Source organism: Bacteroides sp. D55t1_190419_B8 (assembly GCF_015558905.1).
Classification (GTDB): Bacteria; Bacteroidota; Bacteroidia; order Bacteroidales; family Bacteroidaceae; genus Bacteroides; species Bacteroides vicugnae.
Genome location: NZ_JADMOU010000008.1, coordinates 152,341 through 170,248, shown reverse-complemented (window position 1 = coordinate 170,248; position 17,908 = coordinate 152,341). Strand labels below are relative to the sequence as shown.

Sequence of the window (17,908 nt, the reverse complement as noted above, 5' to 3'; positions counted from 1 at the left end):
TTAGTATAGTTGTTCAGAAAGCTGCTTTTTTCTTTCTTTGTGGAAGATAAGAGCAGCTCAAACGGACAATATGACTCTATTTTAATCCATAATGCCCGTTATCTTTGCCTTGAATAAAATTATAGTATTATGAAGAAATTACTCTTAACCCTTGCCTTATGCATGGGCTATTTGTGTACTACAGTTGCGCAGACATTTATTAAAAACGAAGTGAAGCAGTCGATGCGGCGGGTAGCCGACTGGCAGATTGCTCATTACAACAAAGCAGTTTATGGTGACCTCAACTGGGTGAATGCCACTTTCTATCTGGGACTTGTCCACTGGGCTGCGATAGCCGAACAGACGGACAATGATGACTCATATTATAAATGGCTGTTACGTTTGGGAAACCGGAATTACTGGCAGGTAGACCAGCGGATGTATCATGCGGATGATATCTGTATTTCGCAGATGTATCTGTATATGTACGAAAAGTACAAGAAGAAAAACATGCTCATCCCGACACAGGCGCGTGCCGGGTGGGTGATTGACAACCCGCCTTCCGGCTCGTTCAAACTGAACTATGGCGATGCAAGTACATTGGAACATTGGACTTGGTGTGACGCCCTGTTCATGGCTCCACCTGTTTACACGAAACTCTACAATATCACAGGTGACAAGAAATTCATCCGTTTCATGGACAAGGAATACAAAGCCACTTATGACTTCCTGTTCGACAAGGAAGAGAACCTCTTCTACCGTGACCACCGTTATTTTACAATGAAAGAAGCCAATGGCGCAAAAGTATTCTGGGGACGCGGCAACGGCTGGGTGCTCGGCGGACTTGTAGAGATGCTGCGTGAACTTCCTGCCAAAAGCAAATACCGTCCGTTCTATCAGGACTTGTTCCAAAAGTTATGCCGGCGGATTGCTCCTCTCCAGAATAAGGACGGTTTCTGGCACGCAAGCCTGCTCGACCCAGCTTCCTATCCGTCGCCCGAGACGAGTTGCAGCGGTTTCTTTGTTTACGCCCTTGCCTATGGAATCAACGAGGGACTTCTGCCGAAGGACGAATTTCTGCCTGTGGTGGAGAAAGGATGGCAGGCCTTGGTATCGGCTGTGAGGGAAGACGGGAAACTGGGATACGTGCAGCCTATCGGTGCCGACCCCAAAAAGGTGACTCCCGATATGACCGAAGTATACGGCCCGGGTGCTTTCCTGCTGGCAGGGACGGAAGTTTACCGTATGGCACAGGATACTCCGAAACAGAATGCGAATATTTCTCAAGACCGTATCCGTGAAATTGCTGCCATGTTGCCCGATAAACCGGAAGTAATGGGCGTTTCTTATAAAGACCGTACTTTCTGGAATAAAGTAAAAGAGAGCGGCAAAGCGGAAAAACTGTTGACAGAAGAGGCCCCCTCATTGCTGAAAAAGGGTATGCCGCCATTTGTCGATTCATTGTATCTGCATCTGAACAAGACGAATATCCGCTTGCCGGGTGAAAACATGATGAATGCACGTTATCATTATCTCTTCCGGTTGACATTGGCAGAATGTCTGGAAAACAAAAAACGTTATATCCCTGCTATTGAGAAAGCCCTGATTGATCTCTGTAACCAAAACTCTTGGTCGATTCCGGCTCACGACCGCAATCTGAATAATTATCATGGGACAGATTATTATGTCGATTTGGTAGTTGCCACGGCTGGAAACGGAATAGCGCAATGTGTCGCTATGCTCGACGACCGTCTATCACCGGAAGTGAAGGCCCGTGTGCAGTGCGCCTTTCGCGAAAAAGTATTTCGTCCTGTATACCGTTGCTTGGAAGAGACAAAACCTTTCTGGTGGTTCACGATTACCAATAACTGGAACTCTGTTTGTCTGGCAGGTGTCACGGGTGCCGCTCTTACTTTGTTGGCAGATAAGGAAGAACGTGCTTATTTTGTTGCCGCAGCCGAAAAATATAATGTGTATGGTATGAAAGGATATGCCGACGACGGTTATTGCAGTGAAGGGGTCGGTTACTATAATTATGGATTCCGTGCTTACATCTTGTTGCGTGAGGAAGTATGCCGTGCCACACAAGGCAAGATAGACTTCTTCCGTGAACCTAAGTTTGTGCGTATTGCCCAATATGGCAGGAAAATACAGATGAACGAGGGTGTATGTCCTGCTTATTCCGATTGCCGTATTGGCCTGTCTCCTGATAAGTTCATCCTTGATTATTGCGACCGTGCGCTTGGCATTACCTCGCCGGAAGAGAAATACATTCTTCCTTCAGGCAATAATTTCTCTCTTTATCTTATTGGACTATTCCCCCATCAGGTGTGGAAAATGGAAATGACGGACAGCATCCGTCAGGCGTTGCAGGAAGGTGCTGATTCTTTGCGTGCTTATTACGAGAAGGCAGGAATCTTGGTTTCACGTCCTGCCGAGGGTAGTTCGTGCCCGATGGCTGTCTCGGTCAAGGGTGGTAATAATGCTGAAAATCATAACCATAATGATATCGGTTCTTATGCCGTCGCTTTGGGAAAGAGTACGATGGCGGGCGACCAAGGCGGCCCTTTTTCTTATCCAGGTGATTATTTCAGTGCGGAAGCTCCTACGAAATATAAAATTAAAGGTTCTTTCGGTCATCCTGTTCCGGTGGTAGACGGGAAAACACAATCCGCCGGTGCCAAAGCGAAAGCTATTGTACTCAAAAAAGAATTTACAGCCGAAAGAGATTTGTTCAGTATTGACTATACATCAGCTTATTCTACCCCCAATCTGGATAAGTTGATCCGTACTTTCGTCTACGACCGCCAAGGTGAAGGCAACTTCACCGTCAGTGACGAATTTACAGCCAATGTCCCCATCCGGTTCGAAACAGCCATAACGACACAAGCCGACTGGAAAGTTTTGGACGATACACGTCTTTTGCTCACTAGCGGCACAGAACAGATGATTGTCAATATCGAAGCATCCGGCAAAGTCGCATTTACTTCCGAAACCATTGAAGTGAATGCCTCGGCTTATACCCGCATCGGGATTGCACTGAAGGAGCAGGCGGAGAAAGGATATATCTGGCTGAAGATGCAGGCGAAACAATTGTAATTTTTTATGGAGATACGTTGAAAATCTGGTTGGCTAAATATGATTGTCTGTCCGAAGAGGAGATTGCTCTCTGTTATTTTTGTTACATAGGCGTAAAGCATAGAAAACATATTGTTCTCTTTGGTGTTTCAACGCACAGCTTGAGTAAACGTAAGCAGTGTTTGAAGGACAAACTGATGATTCCGCAGGGAGATATCTTTCAAAGATGCTGTTGGCGCGATGTAAATATCATAAAATAAAAAATCAAATGACAGGACAGCCTTCAGCCCTCTAGTGAAAAATATAAAATTATTTCTCGTACTTTGTTTCGCATTTCTCATGCCGTATATATTATGCTTGTCTTTGTTTCAGGATACTAATATGTATAGGATAATATAACCGTAGTTTGTATGTTGAATCGGTAGATAACATGTCTTTCACAACAGACATTATTGTGTTTTCCTGTCTTCATCCGTATTATTCCACTCTAGTGAGCAGACCTTTGCACTCGAGTGGATAGACCTGCGCACCTCTAGTGTACGAGCTTGTTCGCTGGAGTGCAACAATAGAGATGTCTTATTGAAAATCTATTGATTACAGTAGTATAATCTTTGGTTATTGGTTAGTTATGGCGAAAATGAACGGTAGTTTTGTAATAATCCATTAAGTGTTGTTGATTAGACTATGAGAAATGCATTGTTTTAAGTGTGTTTTCTTGATAAAACTATGAGAAATATATGTAAATGATTTTATTCTCATTATTTATGTGTTTAGTAATCAAATGAATATGCCTTACTATGAGAATATGAGAAATGATTTTGTTTTTTTATTCTAGTACGCATTTATAACGACGCACTCTGCTACAGTTATTTTGTCTCTAAAATGTGTTGTTTACCACTAAGCTGAACTATTCTTTCCATGGTACTTTCAACAAAGGAACTGGAAACGGGGGGATTTGTGAAGGGCAACAGCCTGTGATAAGCAAACAACTGCTACATATTATCGTGACAAGAAAGCGAGGTATAGTCTCTATTATCAGAAGGAGATGAAACACAAACAATTGCTGGCTCTTGAAGTGATGGCCGTATGTATATACCGATTTTCATCGTTCCTGTCGGGAGACGCAGGAGGGCAATACACTTACGGATATTCTTTCGGACGCGGATGGTGATACTTATCTGATTACTGCCGAGGGGTTCTATGAGAAGCGTTTGGGAAAAGTCCGATATTTCTTATTCGGGGGACTACAGGGTATCAAAGTGAAAAGGACCATTTTTCCATTAGTGGCAAAGGCGGTATTGAGAATTGGATTATAAATGGAAAAATCTAAATCTTGATGGAAGGGTTAGTTTTGTAGTCGGTCATTCATTTCTTTATCAAACGAAGTCTTTGAATCGTTTTGTCTGGAGTGACGTACGCATGTATGTTTATCGAAAAAGTGATCTTACCAACGGAAAGGTTGGGCAAGGTGAGAAAAGGTCAGAAAGTGAATATACGTTTTAGTAATTATCCGGATAAAGAATTTAGTATCGTGAAAGGGATAGTGGAGAATATTTCTTTGATACCGGTAGTGGACGGACAGAATGTCAAAAGTTATGTGGTAGACATTCAGTTTCCGAACGGGTTGCGAACCAGTTACAACAAAGAATTCTCGAAACAAGTTTCAGGCATTTGCGAAACTGCATTAATAACTATAAGTTTTGCTAAATTCATTGAAATCATCTATTTTTGAATCGGTTTTGTCAGATACTGACTGCAAGTAGTTTATATTTAATATAGAAATGCCGATGAAAAGCAAATTATTACTCACATGTACCATCCTGTTTTTTTGTTCCTCTTTTCTGTGCGGACAGAATCAATCTTCTAAAGTGGCAAACTCTGTTGAAACGAATAATGGATGCATCCGGCACCCGTGGCAAGGAAAAAGAGTGGGATATTTGGGAGACTCTATTACAGATCCCAACTGTTATGGCGACAAGATCAAGAAATACTGGGATTTTCTGCAGGAATGGCTGGGAATTACTCCTTATGTATATGGTATCAGTGGCAGGCAATGGAATGATGTGCCCCGGCAAGCCGAGCTGTTGAAGAAAGAACACGGCGGAGAAGTAGATGCTATCGTGATTTTGATGGGTACGAATGATTTTAATGACGGTGTACCTATTGGAGAATGGTTTACGGAAACAGAAGAACAAGTGATGGCAGCCCGTGGACAAACCCAAAAGCTGGAAACCCGTAAGAAACGCACTCCTATAATGGATGGAAGCACGTATAAGGGACGTATCAACATAGGAATCAATAGACTGAAACAGCTATTTCCGGACAAGCAGATTGTGTTACTGACCCCGTTGCACCGCTCATTGGCCAATTTTGGAGAAACGAACGTGCAACCGGATGAAAACTACCAGAACAGTTGTGGCGAATATGTGGATGCCTACGTGCAGGCTGTTAAAGAAGCCGGCAATGTGTGGGGAGTTCCCGTGATTGATTTTAATGCGGTAACCGGATTGAATCCGATGGTGGAAGAACAACTGATTTATTTCTACGATGCGGGATATGACCGTTTGCATCCCAGCACGAAAGGACAGATACGCATGGCACGAACGCTGATGTATCAGTTGCTTGCGTTGCCTGCTACATTTTAAATAGGCCGGACAGAATTCTATGAAATTGTACACTATTCTATAGTACATTTTCTGCAAACCTGTAATTTTGTCTTCTATAAATAATAGAACCTATGAGACATAAACTTCTGTTTTCTTTTTTCATCTTTTTGATCGTTGCTTTACCGATTCGTAGTAAGGATTTTGTTTTGACTTCCGGTCAAACAGTTGTCATCGCTTGCAGCCCTTCTGAAGAACTGGTTGTACGAACTGCATTGGAAATGCTGGGGCGTGATATTCAGACAGTATTGTCGTCGACTACCCAAACGAATGAGAAAACAGGTGAAATTGTGATAGGAACGGTGGGACAGAGTGAGCTTATCAGCCGGACCGGTGTAGATGTTTCTGCGTTAAAAGGCAAGAAGCAGGCTTTTCTATTATCTGTTTCTCCGGAGGGGAAATTGGTAGTAGTCGGCAGTGACAAACATGGTACGGCTTATGGAATACTCGAAATCTCCCGCTTGCTGGGTGTCTCTCCCTGGGAATGGTGGGCGGATGTGACTCCGGAAAAGAAGAAACTTTTTAAATTACCTTCCAAATTCCAAAGCCTTCAGGCTCCTTCAGTGGAATATCGTGGTATCTTTATTAATGATGAAGATTGGGGCTTGATGCCGTGGAGTAACCGGACTTATGAACCTTCAAAAGTGAAAGGGGAAATCGGTCCGCGTACCAATGAGCGTATCTTCGAACTGCTGCTTCGTCTGCGTGCCAATACCTATTGGCCTGCAATGCACGAATGTACACTTCCTTTCTTCCTGACCGAAGGCAACCGGGAAGCTGCCAAGAAATATGGAATCTTCATCGGTGCTTCCCACTGCGAACCGATGGCTTGCAATGCTGCCGGTGAGTGGAAACGAAGAGGGGAAGGGGCTTATGATTATGTGAATAATGCTCCGGCTGTTTATAAATTCTGGGAAAACCGTGTAAAAGAAGTGGCAGATCAGGAAATACTCTATACGCTGGGAATGCGTGGTGTACATGATGGCAAGATGCAAGGAGCGAAGACGGTGGAAGAACAGAAGGCGGTAATAGACCGTGTGTTTGCAGATCAACGCGGGTTGATTGAAAAATACGTAGATAAAGATGTAACTAAAGTACCGCAGGTTTTTATCCCTTATAAAGAAGTACTCGACATTTATCATGCCGGATTACAGGTGCCTGATGATGTAACATTGATGTGGTGTGACGATAACTATGGCTATATCCGCCATTTTCCTACGGCCGAAGAATGCGCACGTAAAGGAGGGAATGGAGTCTATTATCATGTTTCTTATTGGGGACGTCCGCACGACCATCTCTGGTTGGGTACGATGAGCCCGTATCTGATCTTCCAGCAAATGAAACTGGCTTACGATCAAGGCATACAGAAGATGTGGATACTGAACGTCGGAGATATCAAGCCTGCCGAGTATCAGATAGAGTTGTTTATGGATATGGCCTGGAATATAGAAGCTGTGGCCTCGGAAGGAGTGACCTCTCATCTGAAACACTGGCTGGAGCGGGAATTGGGAGTTTCGTGCGCAAAGGCGGTATTGCCTGTGATGCAGGAACACTATCGTCTGGCCCATATTCGTAAACCTGAATTTATGGGAAATACGAGGGAAGAGGAGAAAGATCCTGTTTATCGTGTTGTCAAAGATCTCCCATGGAGTGAAAAAGAAATCAACGGACGTTTGCAGGTTTATGATAAATTGTCGGAGGCAGTGGAACGGGCAGCTTCGAAAATCCCATCCGGCAGACAAAGTGCTTATTTTGAATTGGTGAAATACCCGGTGCAAGCTGCTGCACAGATGAACCGGAAATTGCTATATGCCCAATTAGCCCGCCACGGAAAAGCGGATTGGGAGAAAAGTGATCTTGCCTATGACAGCATTGTGGTATTGACAAAACAGTATAACTCACTGGAAGATGGAAAGTGGAATCGCATGATGGATTTCCAACCCCGAAAACTTCCTGTATTCAATCGCGTGGAAAGAAAAACGGCTACTTCTCCGATGATGAAAGAGCGTGTAGCCATCTATAAATGGAACGGCTTGGATGGGAAGAATATCTCGAATGGAAGGAATACCTTGAATGCGCGGAAAGGAACTTCTGCTATTTGTGAGGGTCTGGGATATGAAAGCAAAGCGACAGGCATTGACAAGGGAGATGCACTGATGTTCTCTTTTGACAACTGGAAAACAGACTCGGTAGAGGTTGACATCCGCTTATTGCCTAATCATCCTGTGAGGGGAGATCAACTACGTTTTTCAATATCGTTGGACAATGCTGCGCCTGAAGTGATTTCTTATGAAACGAAAGGACGGAGTGAAGAATGGAAAGAGAACGTGCTGCGCAATCAAGCTATCCGAACGGTCCGACTTCCGATATCCGGAAAGAAGTCCCACAGATTGGTAATCAAGGCATTGGACGAAGGGGTGATATTAGATCAGGTAATGCTTTATATGCCTTCGCCTACTGGTGAGTAACTGCACGGATTACGAACCATGCATGATGCGCTACGGTTCCAATCAGCCCGTAGTGCTTTGCCATGATCCTGAATCTTTCTTTGAGGGATGCTTTCTGATTCCGGGTAGTCATTCCCTCCTCCAGATAGTCGATGATTGTCAGGTGAGTATTGTGCAAAGTACGTGCTTTCTTCATGATGCGGATGCACCAGTCGAAATCTGCAGAAAAGCGATATTGCAGATTATATGGCTCTACAAGCGTGTGGCGGGGGAAGAATGCCTGGTGGCAGACTAACATTCCCTGTTTGAAACTTTTCCAGGTGAGCGTTTCAGGGGCGGACAATCTGCGCATCCGCAGGAAATGCCTGTCCTTGTCTACGATAGCGGTTTCCCCGTAAAGTATATCAGGTAGTTCGTTGCCGTTAATGGTGTGCACCATTTGTTGCAGAGTGTCGTCTTCATGAAAACAGTCGCCTGCATTCAGGAAACAGAGATAATCACCGCTGGCAAGGGCGATTCCTTTGTTCATGGCGTCATACAGTCCTTTGTCCGGTTCACTGACGACGGTGTGTATGCGTGAGCGGTAGCGGTTGATAATAGAGAGGGTTCCATCCTTGGAAGCTCCATCCACGATAATATATTCTATATGATGATAGGTTTGTGCGATAACACTTTGAATTGTGTCTTCCAATACCTTTTCAGCATTGTACGTTACCGTAATGATAGAGAACTTAGGAGTAGGATGGACACTATGCATATTTCCCCGTTATTTTATTGTAGACATCTGTGTATTTCTTTGCAACGATGCTCTCCGAATAATTACCCAGCACTTTGCGGCAGGCCTGTGCGGAGAGTTCGTTATATCCCGGTTCCGTCAATATCCAATGTATGCCGTTGGCAAAATCTTCCGAAGATTTGTATTGTGCCACATAGCCGTTGTGCAGATGATCGATCATTTCGGGGATACCTCCCACATTAAAACCGACACAGGGCACTCCGCAGGCCATTGCTTCCATAATCATATTGGGAAGATTCTCTTCCAAAGACGGGATGGCGAAAAGGTCTACGGCATTGTAGATATTCACCACTTCATGCTCATTCTTGATATAAGGGAGCGGGTATACATGGAAAGGAAGTTGTTCCTGCAATTGCTGCGATTGGTTGCCGAATACGACTACACCCAATGAGTCTTTCCATTCCGGATGTTTTTCTGCCAACAGTTTGCAGGCTTCGATTAAATAGTCGACTCCTTTGCGTTTGTCGGTGATCTTTAGCGAACCAAACAGAATCAGTTTCTTACCTTCCGGCAGCATGAACTTGGCACGCGCTTCCTTCTTGTTCATAGGTTTAAACAGGTTGGTGTTGATGGCGTTCGGTATATTGGTGACGCTTTTTCCTTCGAACAATGCACTGGTCTGGGCTTGTTTCTTCAGCCAATGGCTGCACGTGACGAAATGAATGGGAGCGTAGCTGTATAACTTCTGTTTTTTGTGGAACGTGCGATAGGATAAATCTTTTCGTCCCCCGCCTTTGTAGATGTACGGACAGTCATGACATTCCTGCTGATAGTTGTTGCACTCCCGCGCGTAATGGCAGATACCGGTGCATGGCCACATATCATGCATGGTCCAGACTACGGGTTTGCCGGAGGTCAGTATCTTTTGTATATCGTTCAGTGAGAGCATTCCCTGGTTGATCCAATGCAGATGGATCACGTCGGCCTGGCGGAATTCCGGGAGTGAGGTGATGTCTGTACCTGTGTTGGCGATGTCTACGTCGAACAAATGGTAGCGCCGGAAACGGTTGGCGCTCCAGATCACGATACGTTCCCACATGAACTTCCACACTTGCAGCCAGTTGCTTTTCAAACGGACGACGCTGATCTGGTCGGTCTGCTTGTCGCGCACCAGCATTTTGGCTTTGATACCGTTGTTTTTCAGTGATTCCAACAATCGGCTTGCTGCGATGGCTGCTCCTCCTATTCGTTCAGATGTATTTATAATCAGGACTCTCATGGGCAAAAGTTTATGCAAATGTACGGTTTTTAGAGGAAATGTTTGATATTTCCAGCAAGCTTTCTGCTATTTCACGTGAAAAGATTTCGAGGTTGAAACGTTCTTCCGCCAGTTTGCGGGCATTCTCTCCCATGCGTCGTGCCTCTTCGGGGTGGTCGGCGATGTAGCGGATAGCGTCTATCCAGCCTTGTACGTCGTTATATTCTACGGTGATGCCTATTCCTTCCTTGTCGATGTCTATTTCGAAGTTGGGGTTACGCGAACAGATGACGGGGATGCCGAGGGCGAATGCTTCCACGAGCGTGGTCAGTCCTACGGTATAGGGGAAGTCCAGACAGCAGATTACGATGCAACTTTTGCGTGCCACCAGTTTCCCCAGTTCATAGGGAATCACTCCGTCGGTATAATGGATGCGAATGGAGTCGGGCAATGCATACGGGTCGATGATCTTTTTATAGTTGATGTTACCGCATGAGACGGCAATGTACAAATCCAGTTTCTCGTTCGTTGCGGCAAATGCTTGGAGCAAGGTATCTACGTCCCGGTTTTCTTTGCCGGTGGAGATAAATCCTTCGGGCTTCCGGTCGGGCATTTCTGCAAGCAGGTGGTCGTAGAAAGGAAGATCCGGTCCCCAATGGATGAGTTTCAGTTTGTGGGACGGGGCTTTCCGGGTTTTCTGCGAGTCCTGAATCAGTTTCCGGCTGAACAGGAACATTTGGTCTATGCCTTTGTAGAAAAGGCGGGAGATTTGTTCGCGCCACGGTTTGGGATTGGTCACGACTGCCGTATGATGCCAGATCACGATAGGTTTGCGATACAGTCCCAGGGCACGGAGGAAGATGACGGGTTCTATGCCCCGGAAAGAGGTGGCGTAGAGGACGTCGTATTTCTCCTTGCAGAAGAGAATTTCTTTGGTGGCGTAAAGCATGAGTTTCAGACGACCGGAGAAATATTTGCATTTGTGCATCACGGAGTGTATTCCGTAATTCTCCAGTAAAGGAAGTCCGTATAGGATATGTCCGGGGAATTTGTATTCTTTCCATTCCTCGTAGCTTTCCCGCGTGAGGCGGGTATGGTAAAAATAAATAGTAAGCAACTTATTTAGTGGTGCTTGTTTCTTTTCAGCCATTTGTTGATTCGGTTTTTGACAGCTTTCGTAATGAGGAAGAAATTACCGTATTTCAGGTTGAGGAACAGTTCTTCGAACGAACGTCCGATCTTGATCCACGGATGATCCCAGCCCATGATGCGGTAAACGCTCTCTTTGTAGGCAACGTTCTCGATGACGTAGCGGGGATGTTTCAGTGGAAAGTCCATCTCATAGCGCTTCATCGTGAAGATGCGGCGGTAACCTTTGGGCAGGGTATGAATCGAGCCGGCGAAGTGGGTGGAATCTGCCGTTGCTCCGAGGTTGTTGATCATGTTGCGGGTAGGCACGATGCTTAGCCCGGAGTTGAACAGTATGGAGGCGTGGAAGATCGTTTCATAAAAGGCTTTCTGCTGTTCCCGGTGACGCTGGCACATGTAGATAAAGTCGCTCCGGAATTTGCGTTCCTTGATAAGCTGTTCCAGTTGTTGCATGTTGAAGGAATCGTCCAGGAAGCTGTAAAACTCATCCCATTGGTCGACTACCCGTTTCCAGCTTGCCCATCCCCAGATAGAGAAGGTGGTGGTAAAGAAATAGTCGTAGGGCATGTCTTGGGTGATTTCTTCGGGGTTAAATCCGGCAATCATGCTGATGCGGGTGTCATGTTCGTATTTATCCAGCATCTCCTTGCAGAATTGGAAAAAGGAGACGGCGGGCACATCGTCGTCTTCCAATACGATGCACTTGTCGACTTTCGAAAAGGCCCATTTCTGCGAAATGTATTCCGAAGGGTCGCAGCCGAAATTCTTTTCCTGATAAAGCCGTTCTACTTCACATTCCCAGTCTATCTGTGATACGATTTCACGGCAGGCTTCTATTCCGGGCAGGTCACGTTCGTTTCGTGCTCCGTCCTGATAGAGGAAGAGTCGGGACGGACGCGCTTTCTTCACTTGCTCGAACACTTGCGACAACTGTTGCGGGCGGTTGAAGAATAGGATAAGTACCGGGACGTCTACTAAAGCGGATTTCATATTCATAGTTCTTGTTTTGGGGTTGTACTGAATGACAGAGCGGCAGGATAGTGGTTGTTCACTTTTTCCTGCTCTTCTTCTGTAAATCGATGCAGGGTTGGATAGTTGTATCGCAAAAATCCTTCCAGGTCGTCGGGTGCGGTCACTGTGAGAGGACCGAATTTCACCGGTTGCAGGTGGCGGATGCTTTCTACGGTTACGTGGTCGGCAGTGGCCATTACGTTGTTGTAGTAACGGGTGTTTCGTGAGTTGAAACAGCTTTGAACTGACACCAGCATGCGGTAGATTGCTTTTTTAGAGAAAAGCAGGTCGACCACCCTGTTTAGGAAACAGGAGAAGGCTCCCCGGTTTGTGGGGTTCTCTATTTCGCATGTACCGAAGTGTTTCCACATCCATATCTCTTTTCCCATCAGGCAGCATTTGAGGAAGCCGAGTGTTTCGGATTGTATTTTTCGCAGCAGCTTGTTGTCGGGAATTTTGTCGAATGGGAATATATCGACAAAAATACCCGGATGCATCGGGACATTCTTGAACATTTCTTCTACAAAAAGGGTGTTGTTCTTCTTGACTTTGGCAAAATAATACGGGGTATGAGGGTCTGTCTCTATCCATGAAAGGAAGTAGGAAGGACCTAGTTCTCCGGGAGCCACTTTCAGAAATTTGTTGTAGTTCTCCCGCGTCATGCCTATGTCAATATCATCATCCCAGGGGAGAATCGCCTGGTCGTAGAGTGCACCGATGGCCGTGCCGCCAATCACAAAATAGGGAATGTTGTGTTTCTGACACACCCGGATGGTTTCTCCCAATATGTCGTAGAGTTCGGCATGTAATAAATCAAGCTCTTCGGCTGTATATTTCTTGTTCATCGGAAATGGTTAATGCACGTTGTGCTACAAAAGTAGTAATTATATTGCTAAGTTACTATAACTTTGAGTTACTATCATTTTAAGTTTCCTTGCATGTTGGGTTTCCTTGTATAAATTCGGTGGCCACTTGTCCGCGTCCCGGGATGGGGAGGACGGATGCTTGTGGGAAATCTTTGAGCAGACAGTCTGCCGGATGGATGTCCGGATAGAATTTCTTCAATAGGAACAGGCTGGGACCGGTGGTGATGCTTCCTATAAAGACGGAGGCGTCCATCAATATCTGTATTGAGGAAAGGAAACGTGCCATTTGTTTCTGTTTCAGCTCTTTGGTGGTTTGTGTGAAGGTGCTGTTGACATAGCCTTTTTCGTCGGGGCTGCAAAGGGTGTACCAGTGTATGTCCGGGGCAAGGGTTTTCACTTGTTCGAAAAGGCGGTAATCGTCCGTTAATACAAAGACGTCGCGTATGGCGGTCTTTTCTTTAATAAGCCGTATGTAGTGTTCCGGTGGAAGCAGGTTGGTTTCGGTGATCTTGTCTCCTCCCCGTATCTGGCATCCTGCGTATTGGAGTGGGAGTTGCAGGTCGGCGGCACATTGGCGACATTCCTGTGCGGTGGTGTCGTTGAGTTTCCAGGTGATTTCCGTCAGTTTTTGGAAGGTGTGGAGATAGTCACCGTCTATTCCCAGTTCGGGAATATGGAAATGCTGGTTAGGGTTGAACGTCAGTTGAAAGTTGAGCAAGACCGGTTTGCCGTATGTGAAAAAGGCAATCGTTTTTCCGATGATGTTCTTACAGGTTACTTTCAGTTTCCATTTCAGTAACTTCGTCTTAGGCAGCTTTTTGTCTTTCATCAATGCTTGCCAGGAGGGGAGGCGATGGGTGTTATAGGTGTGATGAAACGGCTCGTGCACTTGCTTGCAGAAGGAGGCGAAACAATCTTCCCAACCTTTTTCCCATCCGAAGTTGGCGTCGTCGGAGTAGAGTTTGAACTGTATTTTGTGTTGTAGGCAATAAAGCATTGCGTGAAGCATATAGGTATATTCGGTGAAGAAACCGGCATCTATGCCTATGTGATAAATCATCGTCTTTTTGAAAGAACTGTTCAGAAGGCGGTATCGGGTGGCAAGGTCATTTGGGTTCATGTGTCTTCTTTTTGATGAAATATTGGATGCTTTCTTTAAAAGTAACCGATCGGCTGCCCCACATGGCTGCTACGTAGAGTGCTGCAGCAAGTATTATCTTGCTTGCCAGGCGGAGATAAATATTTTCGATGGAGCGGGTGGTGTAATAGGTGATTACCATAACCGTAGCCGCAATGGCAGCATAAGGAAGTATGTCCATCAGGGCATGGCGAAGCTTTAATCCTATTTCCAAGTGTACGAAGTAGTGCCATGTCAGTAGCCACAATATATTGATGGATACATAGACGGTGAGCATGGTAAAGATCCCATAAGAGTGGGCTAATAGAACGCTTGACAGTAAGATGATGCCGAGCGCTATGGTGTTCCACATGTAGATGCGGGATTTTCCTTTACTGATAATCAGTTGTTGATAGAGGTATGCGATGGGAGCAAAGGCTCCGCTGATACACAGTATTTGCATGATTAATATGCTGGAATACCACTTGTCGGTGATGGTGATGATAATCAGCTCTTCCGATACGATTCCCAATCCCAACATGGCGGGAAACGAGACAAAAGCGGTGAAACGCAGCATTTTGCGGAATACCCGTTTTTGCCGTTCAAGGTCGTCGGACACTTTGGTGAGTACCGGTTGCGCTACTCCGTTTATCATGCCGGAGATGAAGAGTTGTCCCATGCCGCACCATTTATTGGCTTGGTTGTAATATCCTACTTCTTTTTCGCTGTAGAATTTACCCAGTATCACGGAAAACAGATTGTTGTTGATGTGATTGAATACATTGGTAACCAGTAGTTTCCCACTGAATCCGAACATTTCCTTAATCGGGGTGAAGTTGAATTGCAAGCTCGGTCGCCAACGGGTGAAATGCCAGTAACAGGCTGTGTTGATGGTTACGTAAACGATGCTTTGCGTAGCAATACCCCAATAAGAGAAACCAAAGTAGGCGAGAGTGACTCCGGTGATTCCGGACACGGTGAGTCCGATAACCGAAGATAATGCCCGCTGTTTGACCATCAGGTTACGCAGGAGATAGGCGCTGTGGGATATTCCCAGACTGGCAATGAAGAAGCCGATAAAAGAATAACGTGCCAGTGGTGTCAGTTCGGGAGTATCGTAAAAGTCAGCGATAAGCGGTGCACAGAGGAATAACAGCAGGTACAGCGACAGACTGATGGCCGCGTTGAACCAGAATACGGCATTGTAATCATTGTGCGTCACTTCTTTCTTATTAACAAGGGCAGCTGTGAAACCACTTTCCTGTATCGAACTGGCAATGAGGGAGAAGATGGCCAACATTCCCACCATTCCATAATCTGACGGAGTGAGCAACCGCGCGAGGAATATTCCGAAAAGCAGATTTAGCAATTGCTGTATGCCGTTGCTGAATCCTCCCCAAAATAGTCCTTTGGCTGTCTTTTCTTTTAGTGACTGATTCTCGCTCATATTATTTGCAAAGAATACATGAAAAGGCTATACGTGATGATAGCTTTTCATGTATTCCCTATTCTAATTTTATTATTTTACTTCGCTACCCGGCTTCACTTCACGTCCCGGCATGATAACTGCCAGACTGCCGTCATTGTTTTCGGCACTTAGAATCATGCCTTCGCTGACGATACCTTTCAGTTTGCGCGGAGCAAGGTTGGCGATGAAGCAAACCTGTTTGCCTACCAGTTCTTCCGGTTGATAATGTTTGGCAATACCTGATACGATGGTACGTGTTTCCAGTCCGTCGTCGATTTTGAATTGCAGCAATTTATCCGCTTTCGGCACTTTCTGACATTCAAGAATGGTACCTACGCGGATATCCAGTTTCTCAAAATCCTCGAAGGCAACGTTTGCCCGGATAGGATTGGCTTTGTAGTTGGCTTCCTCGTTTGCTTTCTTTGTATCGAGCAATTTTTGTACCTGTGCTTCGATAGTAGCGTCTTCAATCTTCTCGAACAATAATTCCGGTTTGTTCAACTGGTGGCCTACGGGAAGAAGGTCGTCACGTCCCAGTTCAGACCATTCGAAAGTATCCATGTTCAGCATTTTGCGGAGTTTTTCCGAGCTGAACGGCAAGAATGGGTCGAAGGCGATGGTAAGGTTGGCAACCAGTTGCAGGGAAATGTTGAGGATGGTTCCTACACGTTCCATATCTGTCTTAGCCAGTTTCCACGGTTCGGTGTCGGCCAGGTATTTGTTTCCGATACGTGCCAGGTTCATGGCCTCTTTCTGTGCATCGCGGAATTTGAATACGTCGAGCAGTTTTTCTACTTCTGCTTTCACATCTGCGAATTCTTTCAGCGTTTCCTTGTCGTAGTCGGTCAGTTCGCCCTGTGCGGGTACGCGACCGTCGAAGTATTTTTGAGTCAGCACCATTGCACGGTTTACGAAGTTGCCGTATACGGCTACCAGTTCATTGTTATTGCGTGCCTGGAAGTCTTTCCAAGTGAAGTCGTTGTCTTTCGTTTCCGGTGCGTTGGCGGTCAGTACGTAGCGGAGTACGTCTTGCTTTCCGGGGAAATCAGCCAGATATTCGTGCAACCATACGGCCCAGTTGCGGGAAGTAGAGATCTTGTCTCCTTCGAGGTTGAGGAATTCGTTGCTCGGCACGTTGTCCGGCAGGATATAGCTGCCTTCTGCTTTCAGCATGGCAGGGAATACGATGCAATGGAATACGATATTATCTTTTCCGATGAAGTGAATCAGACGTGTTTCAGGGTCTTTCCACCATGTTTCCCAGCTGTCGGGAAGAAGTTCTTTGGTGTTGGAGATGTATCCGATCGGAGCGTCAAACCATACATAGAGCACTTTTCCTTCTGCTCCTTCTACGGGAACAGGGATACCCCAATCAAGGTCACGGCTTACGGCACGTGGTTGCAGACCCATGTCGAGCCAGCTTTTGCATTGACCGTATACGTTCGGACGCCATTCTTTGTGATCTTCCAGAATCCATTTGCGCAGCCATGCTTCGTGTTTGTCGAGAGGAAGATACCAGTGTTTGGTTTCTTTCATTACCGGTTTGCTACCGCTGATGGCGCTTTTCGGGTTGATAAGATCTGTAGGAGAAAGTGAGGTTCCGCACTTTTCGCATTGGTCGCCGTAAGCGCCTTCCGAATGGCAGTGAGGACATTCTCCGGTGATATAACGGTCGGCAAGGAATGTTTTTGCTTCCTCGTCGTAATATTGTTCGGACGTTTTTTCGATAAATTCGCCTTTGTTGTATAATGTTTTGAAGAAATCCGAAGCCAGTTGGTGATGCGTCGGTGAAGTGGTGCGACTATACACGTCGAATGAGATACCGAATTCTTCGAATGATTTTTTAATCAGCGAATGGTAACGGTCTACTACATCCTGTGGAGTAATTCCTTCTTTCTTGGCACGGATGGTGATAGGCACTCCGTGTTCGTCCGAACCTCCGATGAATAATACATCTTCTTTTTTCAGACGCAGATAGCGCACATAGATATCTGCCGGCACGTATACACCCGCTAGGTGACCGATATGGACAGGACCGTTCGCATACGGCAGTGCCGATGTGACGGTGGTTCTTTTGAATTTCTTTTCCATTATATAGTGTGATTTTTGTTGTTTTCAGCTTTGCAATGTGCAAAG

The 17,908-nt window shown here is 45.7% G+C and carries 13 protein-coding genes; 5 read left to right on the top strand and 8 right to left on the bottom strand.

From position 1 onward, the window contains the following. Positions 1 to 129 precede the first annotated feature (129 nt). The 5 genes from I2I13_RS09910 (at position 130) to I2I13_RS09895 (ending at position 8,188) form a co-directional block, all read left to right on the top strand. The gene (locus I2I13_RS09910) at positions 130 to 3,078 is read left to right on the top strand and encodes a glycoside hydrolase family 88 protein (RefSeq protein ID WP_195649384.1); all 2,949 of its coding nucleotides are present in this window, start codon (positions 130 to 132) and stop codon (positions 3,076 to 3,078) included. A 1,024-nt stretch (positions 3,079 to 4,102) separates the two neighbouring features. Beyond that, positions 4,103 to 4,228: a hypothetical protein gene (locus I2I13_RS24625; RefSeq protein WP_255518812.1), complete on the top strand. Its 126-nt coding sequence runs from the start codon at positions 4,103 to 4,105 to the stop codon at positions 4,226 to 4,228. 252 nt (positions 4,229 to 4,480) lie between these two features. Next, the gene (locus I2I13_RS09905; protein ID WP_164727165.1) at positions 4,481 to 4,789 is read left to right on the top strand and encodes an HlyD family efflux transporter periplasmic adaptor subunit; all 309 of its coding nucleotides are present in this window, start codon (positions 4,481 to 4,483) and stop codon (positions 4,787 to 4,789) included. 55 nt (positions 4,790 to 4,844) lie between these two features. Then, a complete protein-coding gene (locus tag I2I13_RS09900; protein WP_074638582.1) occupies positions 4,845 to 5,702 on the top strand; it encodes an SGNH/GDSL hydrolase family protein in 858 nt (285 codons plus the stop codon). Between the two features lie 92 nt (positions 5,703 to 5,794). After that, complete coding sequence (locus I2I13_RS09895; protein WP_195649383.1) at positions 5,795 to 8,188, top strand: glycosyl hydrolase 115 family protein; 2,394 nt, start codon at positions 5,795 to 5,797, stop codon at positions 8,186 to 8,188. On the opposite strand, the gene I2I13_RS09890 is transcribed toward I2I13_RS09895, so the two are convergent. The 8 genes from I2I13_RS09890 to metG form a co-directional block, all read right to left on the bottom strand. Further along, positions 8,175 to 8,924, bottom strand: a complete 750-nt coding sequence (locus I2I13_RS09890) for a glycosyltransferase family 2 protein (RefSeq protein ID WP_195649382.1) — start codon at positions 8,922 to 8,924, stop codon at positions 8,175 to 8,177. The two genes, I2I13_RS09895 and I2I13_RS09890, sit on opposite strands and share 14 nt — an antisense overlap. Then, a complete protein-coding gene (locus I2I13_RS09885; protein WP_148365686.1) occupies positions 8,917 to 10,182 on the bottom strand; it encodes a glycosyltransferase family 4 protein in 1,266 nt (421 codons plus the stop codon). The genes I2I13_RS09890 and I2I13_RS09885 overlap by 8 nt, the downstream gene beginning before the upstream one ends. Before the next feature lie 10 nt (positions 10,183 to 10,192). Continuing rightward, positions 10,193 to 11,311 carry a glycosyltransferase family 4 protein gene (locus I2I13_RS09880; RefSeq protein WP_004296594.1) on the bottom strand — a complete coding sequence of 373 codons (1,119 nt, stop codon included), beginning with the start codon at positions 11,309 to 11,311 and terminating at the stop codon, positions 10,193 to 10,195. Next, positions 11,284 to 12,306, bottom strand: coding sequence for a hemolysin activation protein (locus I2I13_RS09875; RefSeq protein ID WP_195649381.1), 1,023 nt, complete (start codon positions 12,304 to 12,306; stop codon positions 11,284 to 11,286). Before I2I13_RS09875 ends, I2I13_RS09880 begins: the two co-directional genes overlap by 28 nt. Beyond that, positions 12,303 to 13,166, bottom strand: coding sequence for a phosphorylcholine transferase LicD (locus tag I2I13_RS09870; RefSeq protein WP_195649380.1), 864 nt, complete (start codon positions 13,164 to 13,166; stop codon positions 12,303 to 12,305). Before I2I13_RS09870 ends, I2I13_RS09875 begins: the two co-directional genes overlap by 4 nt. 79 nt (positions 13,167 to 13,245) lie before the next feature. Then, positions 13,246 to 14,307: a hypothetical protein gene (locus I2I13_RS09865; RefSeq protein WP_195649379.1), complete on the bottom strand. Its 1,062-nt coding sequence runs from the start codon at positions 14,305 to 14,307 to the stop codon at positions 13,246 to 13,248. After that, the gene (locus I2I13_RS09860; protein WP_195649378.1) at positions 14,294 to 15,751 is read right to left on the bottom strand and encodes a lipopolysaccharide biosynthesis protein; all 1,458 of its coding nucleotides are present in this window, start codon (positions 15,749 to 15,751) and stop codon (positions 14,294 to 14,296) included. Before I2I13_RS09860 ends, I2I13_RS09865 begins: the two co-directional genes overlap by 14 nt. A gap of 72 nt (positions 15,752 to 15,823) precedes the next feature. Then, entirely contained in the window at positions 15,824 to 17,863 is a 2,040-nt protein-coding gene (metG, locus tag I2I13_RS09855; RefSeq protein ID WP_195649377.1) for a methionine--tRNA ligase, read from the bottom strand. Between the last annotated feature and the right edge of the window lie 45 nt (positions 17,864 to 17,908).